Annotated in this window: 10 protein-coding genes and 3 tRNA genes; 5 read left to right on the top strand and 8 right to left on the bottom strand. The window is 53.4% G+C overall.

Annotated elements, in window-relative coordinates:
* Positions 1 to 387 precede the first annotated feature (387 nt).
* The 4 genes from MKZ35_RS22235 to MKZ35_RS22220 all read right to left on the bottom strand — a co-directional run bounded on the left by MKZ35_RS22235 (position 388) and on the right by MKZ35_RS22220 (position 5,205).
* Positions 388 to 1,785: a toxin-antitoxin system YwqK family antitoxin gene (locus MKZ35_RS22235; protein ID WP_482515404.1), complete on the bottom strand. Its 1,398-nt coding sequence runs from the start codon at positions 1,783 to 1,785 to the stop codon at positions 388 to 390.
* Between the two features lie 147 nt (positions 1,786 to 1,932).
* Positions 1,933 to 3,114, bottom strand: coding sequence for an acetyl-CoA C-acyltransferase (locus MKZ35_RS22230; protein WP_482515403.1), 1,182 nt, complete (start codon positions 3,112 to 3,114; stop codon positions 1,933 to 1,935).
* A gap of 121 nt (positions 3,115 to 3,235) precedes the next feature.
* Positions 3,236 to 4,231: a hypothetical protein gene (locus MKZ35_RS22225; RefSeq protein ID WP_482515402.1), complete on the bottom strand. Its 996-nt coding sequence runs from the start codon at positions 4,229 to 4,231 to the stop codon at positions 3,236 to 3,238.
* The gene (locus MKZ35_RS22220) at positions 4,228 to 5,205 is read right to left on the bottom strand and encodes a VWA domain-containing protein (RefSeq protein WP_482515401.1); all 978 of its coding nucleotides are present in this window, start codon (positions 5,203 to 5,205) and stop codon (positions 4,228 to 4,230) included. Before MKZ35_RS22220 ends, MKZ35_RS22225 begins: the two co-directional genes overlap by 4 nt.
* A 213-nt stretch (positions 5,206 to 5,418) precedes the next feature.
* Here MKZ35_RS22220 and MKZ35_RS22215 point away from each other — a divergent pair.
* From MKZ35_RS22215 to MKZ35_RS22205, 3 genes are all read left to right on the top strand, one after another.
* A tRNA-Ser gene (locus tag MKZ35_RS22215) sits at positions 5,419 to 5,506 on the top strand.
* A gap of 89 nt (positions 5,507 to 5,595) precedes the next feature.
* A tRNA-Pro gene (locus MKZ35_RS22210) sits at positions 5,596 to 5,669 on the top strand.
* Between the two features lie 87 nt (positions 5,670 to 5,756).
* Positions 5,757 to 5,830: transfer RNA gene (locus tag MKZ35_RS22205), tRNA-Arg, on the top strand.
* A 253-nt stretch (positions 5,831 to 6,083) separates the two neighbouring features.
* Here the strand turns inward: MKZ35_RS22205 and MKZ35_RS22200 are convergent.
* Positions 6,084 to 6,356 carry a hypothetical protein gene (locus MKZ35_RS22200; protein WP_482515400.1) on the bottom strand — a complete coding sequence of 91 codons (273 nt, stop codon included), beginning with the start codon at positions 6,354 to 6,356 and terminating at the stop codon, positions 6,084 to 6,086.
* A gap of 350 nt (positions 6,357 to 6,706) precedes the next feature.
* Here MKZ35_RS22200 and gyrB point away from each other — a divergent pair, with 350 nt between their 5' ends.
* The gene (gene gyrB / locus MKZ35_RS22195) at positions 6,707 to 8,689 is read left to right on the top strand and encodes a DNA topoisomerase (ATP-hydrolyzing) subunit B (protein ID WP_482515399.1); all 1,983 of its coding nucleotides are present in this window, start codon (positions 6,707 to 6,709) and stop codon (positions 8,687 to 8,689) included.
* 245 nt (positions 8,690 to 8,934) lie between these two features.
* Positions 8,935 to 11,229: a polyphosphate kinase 1 gene (ppk1, locus tag MKZ35_RS22190; RefSeq protein WP_482515398.1), complete on the top strand. Its 2,295-nt coding sequence runs from the start codon at positions 8,935 to 8,937 to the stop codon at positions 11,227 to 11,229.
* Positions 11,230 to 11,307: 78 nt separating this feature from the next.
* Here ppk1 and MKZ35_RS22185 read toward each other — a convergent pair whose 3' ends face one another.
* From MKZ35_RS22185 to MKZ35_RS22175, 3 genes are all read right to left on the bottom strand, one after another.
* Entirely contained in the window at positions 11,308 to 12,300 is a 993-nt protein-coding gene (locus MKZ35_RS22185) for a Ppx/GppA phosphatase family protein (protein WP_482515397.1), read from the bottom strand.
* A 102-nt stretch (positions 12,301 to 12,402) separates the two neighbouring features.
* Positions 12,403 to 13,203: a LytR/AlgR family response regulator transcription factor gene (locus tag MKZ35_RS22180; RefSeq protein WP_482515396.1), complete on the bottom strand. Its 801-nt coding sequence runs from the start codon at positions 13,201 to 13,203 to the stop codon at positions 12,403 to 12,405.
* Positions 13,204 to 13,294: 91 nt separating this feature from the next.
* Positions 13,295 to 14,335 (bottom strand): sensor histidine kinase, encoded by a 1,041-nt coding sequence (locus MKZ35_RS22175; protein WP_482515395.1) that lies wholly within the window; start codon positions 14,333 to 14,335, stop codon positions 13,295 to 13,297.
* Positions 14,336 to 14,348 lie beyond the last annotated feature (13 nt).

The following is a 14,348-nucleotide window of genomic DNA, read 5'->3' as shown; positions in this document are numbered from 1 at the left end:
TGCCCCATTTGCAGGGATTCACTCAAGAATAAAAGTCGAGGGCAGGTGCTTGCAGTGTACCGGGAAGCAGTGATTCGCCTCGCGTTGCAATTAGTACAAAGTGTCCTCCAGCAGTGGCTAATTACGTGGTGAGCCCGTGTTGCGCCCCTTGCCTCCGCCGTTCAGGAAGCCCCGGTTGGGCTTGGCGAAGCGGCAGGTAGTAGCTCTAATTGATGGAACAAATATATCAGAAGGTACTATGCGAAACAAGGTACTATGATAAATATTTTTCTCAATCAGCTGATTAGCATTTGATAATGAGTTTCTTCACCTGCCGGTAAGTAGCCAAAAAAGCCCCCTAAGTACATCTCAGGGGGCTTTTTTTGTATATTGAATTGTAGGCTGACTTTACTTAGCAGCTGTTACCTCTTCGCCGTTTCGAAAGGTCTTTTTCTGCTTCACTGCTATGCCATCAGGACCGAAGTAGGTCCAAACACCAGTTTCCTTATTGTTACGGAAGGCACCTGTCACCTCTGGCGTGCCATCTTCGCGTAATTGGCGGTAAGCTCCGGCTTTTAGTCCCTTTACATAATTCGTTTCGGATTTCAGCTTGCCCGAAGCATAAAATTCCTGTCCTAAGCCGGTTGGGCGGCCGTTTTCATACACCAGCTTAGTTTTCAGTGTGCCGGTAGGGTAGTAGGTCAGTTTCTCCCCGGCCAGCCTGCCGTTTACATACGTCTCCTGGGTTTGCACCTGCTTGCCATCGGGGTAAAAAGTGCGCCAGATGCCAGCCGGAACGTTATTCTTAAACTGCTGCTCCAGCTTAACCCCGCCCAACTCATAATAGGAGGTTACTTTCCGGTCGCGGGCCTGGCTGCTGTAGTCAGTCTGCTTCTCCAGCTTTCCTGACTCATAGAAATCCTGATTTTGACCAGTCAGGATGCCGGCGCGGTAGTTCAGCTTGCTTTTTATGGCGCCACTTTCATAGTAGGCTTTCGCCGGGCCATCCAGATTAGCCGTGCCAGCACCGGGAGTTGCACCTTTGGTCAGATCGTCGCCAAGTGGGTTGGTTACGCGGCGGGTTTGCAAGGCAGCTGCCACATAGTTGCCTTCAGTGCGCAGCTTACCTGAGCGGTAATAGCTTTTCTGGGTACCTTTGCCTGCCTTATCAATCACTACTTCGCTTTCCAGTTGGCCGTTGTCGAAGTAGGTTTTGTAGGGGCCAGCCAACAGGCCATTGTTATACGTGGACTCGCTTTGTAGCTGACCGTTAGGGTGGTAGGTTTTCATGGGGCCATTGGCTTGGCCATTCTTATACGTGGTCTCCACCTTGGGCTTACCCGATGGGTACAACTCCCGCACGGCACCTACCGGCTGCCCGTTTGCCAGCGTTGTTTCCAGCTTGATTTCGCCACTTGGGTGGTAGGTTTTGAGCGTGCCATCGGGCTGATCATTGGCATACGTGCCTTCCTGAGCTAGTTTGCCGGAGGCGTAGTACGTTTTGAAAGGGCCTTGGCGCAAACCCTGCTTAAAGGTCACCTCCAGCCGCCGCCGCCCGTTTTCGAAGAACTCTACATAGGCACTATCCCGCTTGCCGCCGGCATAGCTAGTCTGCGCTTCGACTTTCCCGGAGCGGTAAAAACGCTTGTAAGGCCCTTCCATGATGGTATCGGCGGGGCTCACCAAAGCGGAGTACACTTCGCGCACCACCCTATTGGTTGAGTCGCGGTAGCTCACCAAGCGGCGCAGCTTCTGGGCCTGAGCCGTAGTGGAAAGTAGCAGCAACAGAAAAATAACTCGTTTCATAGTCGCAAGAACGCAGGAAAATGCGGCAAAGTGCATTGCGGTACCGTTAGCCAGCCTTTTGGCCTTATTGAGTCAAGGTGAAACAGCTTAATACAATAAAAAAGCCCCCCAACAGTTGCTGGGGGGCTTTTTATCTTCAAAAAAGCCCTACAGCTTTTCCAGTACAATGCTGCTGGCACCACCGCCGCCGTTGCAGATGCCGGTCACGCCGATTTTGCCGCCTTCGTTCTGCATCACATTCAGCAATGTAGTCACAATGCGCGCGCCCGAAGCGCCCAGCGGATGGCCCAGCGACACGGCCCCGCCGTACACGTTCACTTTGCTGCCTTCCAGGTTGAGTAACTTGTTGTTAGCCAACGATACCACCGAAAAAGCCTCGTTGATTTCATAGAAATCTACTTCGCTGGCATCCACGCCAGCGTGTTTCAAGGCCTTCGGAATAGCCAAGGAAGGCGAAGTCGTGAACCACTCGGGCGCCTGCTCAGCATCAGCAAAACCCCGGATGCGAGCCAACGGCTTGATGCCCAACTCATCGGCCTTTTCGCAGCTCATGAGCAGCACAGCGGCAGCTCCGTCATTCAGGGTAGAAGCGTTGGCAGCCGTTACGGTGCCATCTTTTATAAACGCGGGCTTGAGGCCAGCCACTTTGGTAAAGTCCACCTTCAGGTATTCCTCATCATCTTCGATAACAGTGGTTTTGCCACGGCTTTCGATGGTAACCGGAATGATTTCGTCCTTCTTTTTGCCGGCTTTAGCGGCTTTAGCGCTGCGCGTGTAGCTTTCAATCGCAAACTCGTCCTGCTGCTCGCGGGTAAAGCCCATTTCCTTGGCCGTATGCTCGGCCGCGTTGCCCATAGCGTAGTCGTTGTAAGGGTCCCACAGGCCGTCCTTCATCAAGCCGTCAATCATCTGGGAGTGACCGTACTTAGCGCCAAAACGAGCTTTATCGAGGTAATAAGGCACATTGGACATGCTTTCCATGCCACCGGCCAGAATCACGTCGGCTTGCCCCAGCATAATAGCCTGAGCAGCAAACATGATAGCTTTGCTACCCGAAGCGCATACTTTATTAACGGTGGTGCATTCTACGGTATCAGGCAAACCAGCTTTCTTGGCAGCCTGCCGGGCGGGTGCCTGGCCCAGGTTAGCCGAAATCACGTTGCCCATAATTACTTGCTGTACTTCTTTCGGATCAACGCCGGCTTTCTCCAAAGCACCTTTCAGGGCAATACCGCCCAAATCGGTGGCCGAAAGGGAGGCGAGGCTACCGCCAAAACTACCGATTGGCGTACGCACGGCGGCAACAATAACTACTTCTTTGATTTGCATAAAAATGGGTGGAAGTGGGGATGGATCAGAAAAACGGAGCCGAAGCTTCGGCTCGCAAAAGTACGAATAACCCGAGTAGCGTCCGCTTTCCCAGAGTTTATCGCCTACGCTTTTATAATGCTTACCAGGCTGGTTTGTCGCTGGCCTGCTTGCGGACCGCCCGCCGCGGTAGCTGCTGCAGGTATTGCTGTTCCGCCGCGCCCAAGGACTCCAGTATTTGCCGGGCGCGGCCCGTGCTGAGCTGCATCTGCTGCAAGCGCGCCCGCTGGGTCTGGAGTTGGGTTTCGTCGAGGTCAGCTACTTCCGTGCCGGCCCGCTTGCTGCGGCCATCGGTTGCTTCCTCACCTTCGTCATTGTCGCTGAGGCCACGCACAGAGCCGGGTTCCGAGCCGATGGCCACGTTGCGCTCAGCACCTGCACCAAGCTGGAAGCCACCACGGACTATATTACCGGGATTCGCTCCAGGCTGGTTATTATTCGACTGTCCAGATTTGTCTGGTTGCTGCTGGGGGGCATTTCTAGGGTCGGGGGGCAAATTGGGCTCGTCAAGCTGGCCCTTGCGGTCATTGCCTGCCCGCGGACGGGGTTGGTTAGCTCCATCCTTAGAGTTAGGCGCCCCTTGTTCTGGCTTTGGGTTTGAGGCGTTACCGGGAGGCGACGGTGGAATGCGTGGTGTGTTGGGCCGGCGAGCCAGATAATCGCGTAGTACTTCATAGTTATAGCGCGCTTCGGCATTCGTAGGATCAGCTAGTAACGCCTGCCGTAGTAGCGTTACGGCCTGTGCAAATTCACCTCCCTGCACGGCCAAAACGGCTAACTGCTGCTGCGCTACACTGCGAATAGCTGGCGTTTTGCTAGTAATCAAACGGCTATAATATGATTTGGCCATTGCCTCCCGTCCAACCCGGTTGCAGGCATGAGCCAGATTTAGGATGGTTGCCTCATCCTTGGTTCCCAACTCCTCCACGGCCCGTTGATAAGCCTGAGCTGCCCCAGCAAAATTCTGACGAGCGTAGGCAGCGGCCCCTTCCTGCACAGCCACGTTGCGGTCACGGATGCGGGTGAAGCCTCCCCAACCGCCAACTAGTAGCAAAACAAGTAGCAGTACATTTTTCACGGCCGTATTACGCGGATAGTAATAATTACATCCAAAGCCAGCAGCACCAACGCCAGTAACAGCGGGTATCGGTAGCGGTTGTCGGCCACGGCCACGGTGCGCACCTGCTCCGCCTGGCCTTCAAGGCGGTTCAGGGCATTAACTAACAGCGGAAACTCATTGCGCTGCTCAGTCAGTTCAAAATATTGCCCCCCCGTTTGCTGGGCGAGGCGACGCAACGTAGTAGGCATCAGGCGCGTGACGGCCTCCCGGCCTTTATTATCACGTACATAGCCTCCGCCACTGAGGCGTGGAATGCGGGCACCTTCAAGCGTGCCAACGCCCACCGTGAATAGGCGCACACCGGAGCGGGCCAGCAAGCGGAGGGTAGGCTCAATGTTTTCGCTAAAGTCTTCACCATCACTTATAACTACCACTGCCGTTGCACGGGCTGCCGAACCTGCCGGCCGGTTTGTTGCCTCCAAACGGGTAAGAACAAGCTCTAGTGGCGGCACCAAGTCGGTGCTGCCCGCAGGCACTAAGTTGGTTTGCAGCGTTGATATAAAAAGGCGGAGCGCGCTTTGGTCATAGGTAAGCGGACACTGCACGAAAGCATCTGCCGCAAAAACCAGCAACCCGATCCGATCAGCCTGAAAGCGGCTGATCAGCTGCGAAAGCTCTGCCTTGGCTTTTTGCAGGCGAGAAGGAATTACGTCGATCGCATCCATGGAGCGCGAAAGGTCAACGAGCAGCCATACGTCTTTGCCCGCTGTGCGCACCGGCTGCTGCGTGACGCCATAAGCCGGCCCAAGCAAAGCCACCAGAAATAAGCTATAATAAGCCGTCCGCAAAACCAGTTTCCAACCCAGGTGCCAGCCCCGCTGACCCAAGGGGGCCGACAAGCGCCTCGTGCGTACAGCGTAGCCTGCATACAGGATCAGGAAGATACCTAGGCAAGCCAGCTCTAGCCATGATAGGGAATAGGCCCAGTTCATAAAAAATACGATGAAGGCAGCAGGTATGTTAAATGAATGACTAGCTGCCCAACTATGCACTTACTCAGGCTACTGCGACAAATATAGGGGCCTGTTACTAGGCAGACGCAGCTATAGGACAAGCAGTAAAGGAAGATATTTTTTTTCGAGAAGGCTGATTTTTCGCTTCTAGTTGTATATTTGCGCACTCTTCGGCCGGAAGAGACCTGTTTTGGAGAGATGGGTGAGTGGCTGAAACCAGTAGTTTGCTAAACTGCCGTAGCTCTAAAGGCTACCGGGGGTTCGAATCCCCCTCTCTCCGCGTGTTTCAATGAAGAGTTAAGAATGAGGAATGAAGAATTATCATTCACGAATTCTTCATTCCTCATCCTTAACTCTTCATTCTCTTCTCGGGGTGTAGCGTAGCCCGGTATCGCGCCTGCTTTGGGAGCAGGAGGCCGCAGGTTCGAATCCTGCCACCCCGACACTTTTCCCAAAAAAGGCCTTTTGCAACTGCAAAAGGCCTTTTTTATGTAACCTTGCTTTCAGTATTCTTAAGGCAGGTTTTGCTTGCCTCGTTAGCTCAGTTGGATAGAGCGGCTGCCTTCTAAGCAGTAGGTCAGGAGTTCGAATCTCTTACGGGGTACATTGATAATGAGCCACTTAGCTTAGCTGCTGAGTGGCTTCTTTGTTTATGGCTTACACTGCAATTTGTATAACGCCTTTGCCTGCCTAATAGCACGGATTGCTTCTGTTTGTACTCAATTTTAAGGGCCGTGATTCACGCGGGCACCCTCGCATATCATGACGTGATTTTTATTACAGCTGAATCCCCACAAAAAGCCCCCCAGAGACTATCTGGGGGGCTTTTTGTGGGGATTCAGCTGTAATAAAAATGCTTAATTCAACCAAATGGTATACAGCAGCTCAAAGCGGTGAGGGGCGAAGGCGTTGAAGTATGGAGCTTCGGCTTGGAAGCCCAATACGTGCACCAAAGGAATACCTTCCAGATGAGAATCAACGACACGCACAGGGTAAAACTGCCCTTCTTCTGGCCAGTCGCCAACATGATTAAAAGGACGATCGGTGGCGGTAAGACAGCGCGCATACTCCACGAATGGAGCGTGGCGAGTGGCCTCGGCTAACGTAAGGTTGGCAACTTCGTGTGACATATAGGCAAAGGTAGCAGGTTTCAGAACTACGATCCGTATGGTAGAGTTCCGTTCAACTAAGTCGTGGCAGAGCTGCTATACCAAGTATGTTGCCATTTCTCTAAAGCAGTTGACACTGGTGAAGCTGCTGAAATCGGTGTTGTAAACCAACTGATCCTGGTAAAAAAATGTGATATAAAGCACTTTAAGCATAGGGTTCAATAGTGCTGAAAATGCCTGCCAATCAATCTGTGATATAGAGACTTTCAGGAGACTATTATGGGGGGGCAAAATCAGGCTGGCGCTGGCAAAAACCGATTAAAAATGGTATCTTTGCCTATTAACACTGACGCTGAATTCACCCGCATTCCATGAGCGAAACGAAAGAGAAAAGAGTCCCCGCTGAGTACTCTGCGGATAGTATTCAGGTACTGGAAGGACTGGAAGCCGTACGCAAGCGGCCATCGATGTACATTGGCGATACCGGGGTTAAAGGACTACACCACTTGGTGTGGGAAGTAGTCGATAACTCCATCGATGAAGCCCTGGCCGGCCACTGCGACCGAATAGAAGTAACCATCAACGAAAATAACTCCGTTACCGTTCGCGACAATGGACGCGGCATCCCCGTCGACTTCCACCAGAAAGAGGGCCGCTCGGCCCTGGAAGTAGTTATGACGGTGCTTCACGCAGGAGGTAAATTCGATAAGGATTCGTATAAGGTTTCCGGCGGTTTGCACGGCGTGGGCGTAAGCTGCGTAAATGCACTCAGTAAAGACCTGAAGGTAACCGTGCGCCGCAACGGTCACCTGTATGAGCAGGAGTACAAAATTGGTGTTCCCCAGTATCCGGTAAAGCAAATCGGTGACACCGAGGAGCACGGCACCCAGGTAGAGTTTCTACCCGACGATTCTATCTTCACGGAGTCGGTATACAAGTACGAAACCATCGCCACTCGTCTGCGCGAGCTGTCTTACCTGAACAAAGGTATCCGCATCACCCTCACTGACCGCCGCGACAACGACGTGGACGGCAATTTTCTGTATGAAGAGTTTTATTCAGAAGGTGGCCTAAGCGAGTTTGTTGGCTACCTTGATGCTGGCCGTACGGTGCTCATGCCTAAGCCTATTCACGTAATTAGTGAGAAGGGCGGCACGCCAGTGGAGGTAGCCTTGCAGTACAATGACTCCTACCAGGAGCACATTTTCAGCTACGTCAACAACATTAATACCGTCGAAGGTGGTACGCACGTTGCCGGCTTCCGCTCGGCCCTGACGCGTACGCTGAAGGCCTACGCCGACAAATCGGGGATGTTGGAAAAGGCGAAGGTGGAGATTCAAGGCGATGACTTCCGCGAAGGCCTGACGGCTGTTATTTCGGTGAAAGTACAGGAGCCCCAGTTCGAAGGTCAGACGAAGACCAAGCTGGGTAACTCTGATGTAAGCGGCGCTGTAAACCAAGCCGTGGGCGAAATCCTGAACCAATACTTGGAGGAAAACCCCAAGGAAGCCCGCATTATTGTGGAGAAAGTGATTCTGGCCGCTCGCGCCCGCATCGCGGCCCGTAAGGCCCGTGAGATGGTGCAGCGCAAGACGGTGCTTGGCTCGAATTCTTTGCCCGGCAAGCTGGCCGACTGCTCCGAGTCGAACCCCGAAATCTGTGAGCTGTATCTGGTCGAAGGTGACTCGGCTGGCGGCACCGCCAAGCAGGGCCGCAACCGCGCTTTTCAGGCTATTCTGCCGCTGCGAGGTAAAATCCTGAATGTGGAAAAAGCGCAGGAGCACCGCATCTACGAGAACGAGGAAATCAAGAACATGATTACCGCGTTGGGTGTATCGTTTGGTACGCCTGCTGATGTGGAGAAGGGAATTGAGGCCGATCCGAAAGGATTGAATATCACCAAGCTGCGTTACCACAAAGTCATTATCATGACCGATGCTGACATTGACGGTTCGCACATTCGCACGCTGATTCTGACCTTCTTCTTCCGCTATATGAAGCCGTTGGTTGACAATGGCTACATCTTTATCGCGCTGCCGCCGCTGTATCTGGTGAAGCGTGGCAAAGAAGAGCGCTACTGCTGGACTGAGCAGGAGCGCCAGACCGCCCAGGAAGAGCTGGGCCGCGGCAAGCCTGAAACGGTGAACGTGCAGCGCTACAAAGGCCTAGGTGAGATGAACGCCGAGCAGCTCTGGACCACCACTATGCAGCCCGCTACCCGCTCGTTGAAGCGCGTAGATGTAGAATCGGCCGCTGAAGCGGACCATTTGTTCTCTATGCTCATGGGCGACGAAGTGGCCCCGCGCCGCGAGTTTATCGAGAAGAACGCCAAGTACGCCAAGCTGGATGTGTAAGGCGTTGTTTGATTAGTAAAAAAGCCCCCCAGATACTCTCTGGGGGGCTTTTTTTGTCATTCCGAACGGAGCGAGGAATCTGGATTTATGTTCTTCCCTGCTAAACTCAGAGTCCTCACTCCGTTTGGAATAACAGCCGCAACGTGCATCTCTTTTCAGCTAATTGCTTATTTTTCTTTTCCCGCCCGATTCCCACCGGATACCCCTTCAAGCCGTAACTTGCCACTTACGTTATATTCCTAGCTATGAAACTCTTCAAATCAGCCGACCTTATCCGCAAAAGCAAGTATATCAGCCGCGATTTAAGCTGGCTGCGCTTTAATTACCGGGTACTTGATCAGGCCAAAGACCCCAATCGGACCTTGTTTGATAGGCTGCGGTTTATGAGTATCACTAGCTCCAACCTTGATGAGTTTTTCATGATTCGGCTGGGTTCACTTTATAACTATATCGACTACGGCAAAGAGCGCATTGACTACTCGGGACTGCGGGAAATGCCGTTTCGGCGCAAGCTGCTGGATTTCGCCCACCGTTTTGTAAACGATCAGTCACTCACCTATTTGAATGAATTGAAGCCGCAGTTTGAAAAGAACGGCTTCAACATTCTGCGGATGGATGAGCTGACGGAGCTGGAACTGAAGAAAGCTGATGGCTACTTCAAAAACACGCTGTTTCCGCTGCTCACGCCCATGGTGTACGACTCTTACCATGGTTTCCCGCTGATGATGAATCAGATGCTGATTCTGGGCGTGGTCACGCGCACGGAGGCGGAGGGAGAGAAAGGCCAGGAACGTCTCACCTTTGTGCAGATTCCGCAGAATTTGTCCCGCTTTTTTGAGCTGACGCGCAAGGACAAGGTGATTTTTGTGCCCATTGAGGAAATCGTGCGGGCCAATTTGCCCAAGCTGTTCCGCAACGTCGAGATTGAGTCGGCCAACCTGTTCCGCATCACCCGCAATGGCGACTTTACGCTGGAAGAGTCGGACGATATCGACGTCGATTTTATTAAGGAAATTCAGGTAGGCCTGAAAACCCGCAAGAAGGGTCGCGTGGTGCGCCTGGAAGTGGAGAAGGAGGCCTCGCCCGTGCTCATGGCCGTGCTGAAGGAGCGCTGGAAGATTGATAACGGCAACGTGTTCGTTATCAACTCTATGATTGATATGAAAGGGCTGCTACAAATTTTAAAGCATCCCAACTTACGAGGCAAGGCTGCCCGTCAGCCGGCTCCGGTGGCCCCGCTTAGCTTGCCCGAGGGCGCTGAAGACAATATGTTTGAGTACCTCAAACATCACGATGTGCTTTTGCATCATCCCTACAACAGCATCGATCCGGTAGTGCGCTTGCTGGAACGTGCCGCCGAGGACCCGCTTGTGCTGGGCATCAAGCAAACTATTTACCGATTAGCCGACGATTCCCGCGTGACGGCGGCGCTGCTCAAAGCGGCCGAAAACGGCAAGCACGTATCCGTATTGTTCGAGGTAAAAGCGCGCTTCGATGAGGAGCGCAATATTCGGGAAGGCGCCCGGCTGGAAAAGGCGGGCTGCTTTGTCATCTATGGGGTGAGCAAGTACAAGACGCACACCAAGATGCTCATGATCATCCGCAAGGAAGGGGAGAAGGTGACGCGCTACGTGCACCTGGGCTCTGGCAATTACAACGAGCAGACATCGCGCATCTATACGGACGTAAGTCTGCTGACGACCAACGATGTGTACGGCCACGACGTGTCCGAATTCTTCAATGTTATCACGGGCCACTCCCAGCCCGATGATTATGAATATCTGATTACGGCGCCAAAAGACATGCGGCAGCAACTCATTCATCTGATTCGGGAAGAGGTCCGGAATGCGAAGAAAGGCTTGCCCAGCGGTATTGTGATGAAGATGAACTCCTTGGAAGACAAGGAGATGATTGATGAGTTTTATAAGGCCAGCAAGGCGGGCGTGCCCATTCGCTTTATCGTGCGGGGCATTTGCTGCCTGCGGCCGGGCCGGGCCGGGCTGAGCGACAACATTGAGGTGCGCAGCATTGTGGGCGACTACCTGGAGCATTCACGAATGTTTTACTTTCACCACGGCGGCCAGCCAAAAGTGTATGCTGGCTCTGCCGATTTGATGGTGCGTTCTTTCGATCGGCGCATTGAGGCGCTATTTCTGATTGTGAATCCTGCCCTGAAGCGGGAGGCAATTAATATTCTGTATTTCAACCTTAAAGACAATCAGAACACGTACTTGATGCGGGAGGATGGGGCATATGTGCGGCGCAATCCAGGCCCGGAAGAGCCTGTTTTCAACGTGCACAAGGAGTTCTATCATCGCCACTACGCGGCCGTGTCCGAAAACTCGCTGTATGAAGAGTGGCTCACGCGCGCGGATGTGCAAACGGATAATGCCGCCTCCAATGAAGGGCCGCCATTAACTGCCCCTGACTTTCCGACGGATGCTGACATAGAAGATGCCGAAATGGAAGCTGAGATGGCGTCTTTTAACCACAGCGCCGAAGACGATTTGCCCGGTGGTGAAGTTCCTCAAGACGTGTAAGTACAGCCTCTTCTAAACCTAAAAAAGCCCCCCAGATATGCTATGGGGAGCTTTTTTTATAAATAATTTCCTGTAAATCTATTCTGCTCCACTGTGGGAGTTCTGAACGTCGGGGTGGGGCGCGGTACTGGAATGGTCATTAGCCGGACGAAATTCCTCGAAGTGGCGCTCAAACAAGGTCTGGAGCATACCATCCTTCAGGCCAATATCCGGGACGTGCATCGTATTGATATTGGCCCACTCCATGGCGGAAAGATAGATTTGACCCGCTGGCACGATAACATCGGCGCGGTCGGGGTTGAGCATGGCCACGTTTACCCGTTCATCCATGGTCATCTTGGTCAGATTGTCCAGCAGGGAAGCAATGCGGTTGCGCGTGATGGGCTTATCGAGCGTAGTCTGGGTTTTGGCCAGGCTATACAGCTTATTGATGTTGCCGCCGGTACCGATGGCCCGCGTAACATGGTAGCGCCGCGCGTTTTCCGTCACCCATTCCTCCATCCGCTTCCAGTTGCCGTTGAGCGCATCGGTGTTGAGGCCAGCTTCCGCCTGCTGCATCCGCCGAATAGAGCCGACTTCAAACGACTGCGTGGCTACTTTGTGGCGGTTGTGGTAGATGTTGAATTCCGTGCTGCCCCCGCCTACATCGATGTGGAGATAGTGCTTATTATCTTCGAGCACATGCTCAATCACGCTATTGATGTACATAGCTTCATCCTGACCATCAATTACTTCGATAGTTAGGCCCAACTCTTTTCGCACACGCTCAACCAGAGCAGGAGCGTTCTTGGCAGTGCGCATAGCGGAGGTGGCACAAACCAAGTGGTGCGCTACCTCGTGCACTTCCATCAGCAGCTTCAGGGAGTGCAGAAACTTGACGAACTTATCAGCCTTAGCCGGCGAGATAGTCCCCGTAGCAAACACGTCTTCGCCCAGGCGCATGGGGTAGCGTACATACTCCACACGCTTCAACCGAAAACGCCCCCCATAAACCAGTACAGCCGAAATCTGGCACCGTACGGCATTCGATCCAATGTCAATAGCGGCTAGTTTCAGTAGGGGATACTCCATCAGCGGGGAAGGTGAGAGGAAAAAAGCAAATTGAAACCAAAGATAGTCCTTTACCGAAAGTACCCCGGCTCAGGTTTCAAATTGCCCCGTCGCTGCTGTCTTTTAAAATGTGCGCGCTGGCTTGGCCGCTGGCACTTCGCCTTCCAGCCAAGCTTTAAACGCGCCGGCTTTTTCGCGGCTGATAAGCGCTTCCTCCGGCGATTCGGGGTGCAAATCCAGCTTGAGCTTGCCATTAAAATACGGGTGCAGGCGGCGCACGGCGCTTAAATGGGTAAGCAGCTGGCGACTGGCCCGGAAAAACTGCCGTGGATCGAGCAGTTTTTCTAACTGCTCCAGCGTGTAGTCGAGCACGAAGCGGCGCCCGTCGCGGCTGACGAGGTAGACCAACTCGTAGCGAGTCTGAAAATAGGCAATCTGGTCAACTTCCAGGGGCAATAGTTGCTCGCCGCTAGCTACCAGAAACCGGGTTTTGTAAGGCCGCCCGGTAAGCGGCAAGCTATCCAGCAGGCGCTCTAAGCGTTGGCTGCCGGCGATGGGTGAGAAGGCCGCCCGCAAGTCGTGAAACTTAGCCAGCGCCGCTCGCAAATCATTGAGCTTAATGGGTTTAAGCAGGTAATCAACGCTACGCACCCGGAAGGCTTTGATGGCGTACTCGTCGTAGCTGGTGGTGAAAATGATGGGGCTGGTCAGGCCCACCTGGTCGAATATCTCGAAGCTCAGGCCATCGGCCAACTGAATGTCGCTCAGAATGAGGTCGGGGGGCAAATTGTCCTGAAACCACTGCCGGCCCGCCGCCACGCTCCGCACCACGCCCACTACTTCCGCCGCGGGGTCGGCCTGGCGCAGCAACCGTTGCAGCCGCTCAGCAGCGGGGTATTCATCTTCAATAAGGAGGAGTTTCATTTAACAATTATCATTTAACATTTAACAGCCGTTCAGGCTGCGTTATGAGGCTTGTTAAGTTGAGGGTCTGTTAAATGATAATTGTAAATTGTTAATTGAGTAGTGGCACTCTGACCGTAAACAGGCCATTTTCGCGCAGTACTTCCACGGGGTGCTCGGAGAGCAGGCGGTAGCGGTTGATAATATTGCGCAGACCAACTTTGGTGGATTGTTCGAGGCCGGTTTTGGGCTGCACGTTGTTTTGCACGCGCACGTAGTGGGCGTCGGTTTCGGTGGTGAGCGTCACGCGCAGCGGGTTTTCCGGCGAGATAGTATTGTGCTTGATGGCGTTTTCGACCAGCATTTGCAGGCTCAGCGGGGCTACGTTGGTGGCGTAGGCGGCGGGAGCAATATCCTGCTCCACTTGCAAATCGTCGCGGAAACGGGTTTTATTCAGGTATAAATACGCTTCCACGAAGGCCATTTCCTCGCGCAAGGGCACGGTAGTTTTGTCGCGGCTGAGCAGCACGTAGCGGTACACGTCGGAGAGCTGCTCCAGGTAGGTTTGGGCGGGCTCATTATCGTCCTCGATAAGCGCGGCGAGGGTGTTCAGGGAATTAAATAGAAAATGCGGATCGAGCTGGCTGCGCAACGTTTCCAGCTCCGATTGAATACCAGCCCGCGCCAGGGCCTCCGAGCGTTGCAGGTTTTTCTTCCATTCCCCAAAAAAGTAGATGCTTTCGTAGAAGGAAGTGACCAGAACGGTTGGCCCCATCTTCACCAAAAAGCTGTTGAATAACTCACCTTTTATGCAAAATGGTACGCCGAACAGCAGGCGGTGCAGCTCATTCAGAAATACAGTGGCCACAAAGGTGTAGGCCGTGCTGCTCAGCGTTTGTACCACCAATCGGCGGGTGGTTTGGTCGTAGCGCGGAAACAAGCGCCGCATCCACACAAAAATGGCGCGGTTGCCTTCCCACAACAGCACTGTGATGAGCAATCCGAACAGAAAGCCGTTCGCTACGGGCCAACTCAACTCTCGCGGCCACCCATCGAAAATTATATGCATAGTGACTGAGACCACCGGAATGCCGATGAGGCGCAGCCATTTATCGTTCATGGCGGAAGCAGGGGAGGCGGTGGCTGGTGACATGGGAGGGCTGGTA

The organism is Hymenobacter sp. R533113 (assembly GCF_056835965.1).
The sequence above is the reverse complement of the archived record's forward strand: the minus strand, read 5'-3'. Positions and strand labels throughout refer to the sequence as shown.

What these genes read in the sequence shown, in the direction of transcription:
- MKZ35_RS22235 (WP_482515404.1), bottom strand. Translation starts at nt 1,785, where the DNA reads ATGAAACGAGTTATTTTTCTGTTGCTGCTACTTTCCACTACGGCTCAG.
- MKZ35_RS22230 (WP_482515403.1), bottom strand. Translation starts at nt 3,114, where the DNA reads ATGCAAATCAAAGAAGTAGTTATTGTTGCCGCCGTGCGTACGCCAATC.
- MKZ35_RS22220 (WP_482515401.1), bottom strand. Translation starts at nt 5,205, where the DNA reads ATGAACTGGGCCTATTCCCTATCATGGCTAGAGCTGGCTTGCCTAGGT.
- MKZ35_RS22200 (WP_482515400.1), bottom strand. Translation starts at nt 6,356, where the DNA reads ATGTCACACGAAGTTGCCAACCTTACGTTAGCCGAGGCCACTCGCCAC.
- gyrB (WP_482515399.1), top strand. Translation starts at nt 6,707, where the DNA reads ATGAGCGAAACGAAAGAGAAAAGAGTCCCCGCTGAGTACTCTGCGGAT.
- ppk1 (WP_482515398.1), top strand. Translation starts at nt 8,935, where the DNA reads ATGAAACTCTTCAAATCAGCCGACCTTATCCGCAAAAGCAAGTATATC.
- MKZ35_RS22185 (WP_482515397.1), bottom strand. Translation starts at nt 12,300, where the DNA reads ATGGAGTATCCCCTACTGAAACTAGCCGCTATTGACATTGGATCGAAT.
- MKZ35_RS22180 (WP_482515396.1), bottom strand. Translation starts at nt 13,203, where the DNA reads ATGAAACTCCTCCTTATTGAAGATGAATACCCCGCTGCTGAGCGGCTG.
- MKZ35_RS22175 (WP_482515395.1), bottom strand. Translation starts at nt 14,335, where the DNA reads ATGTCACCAGCCACCGCCTCCCCTGCTTCCGCCATGAACGATAAATGG.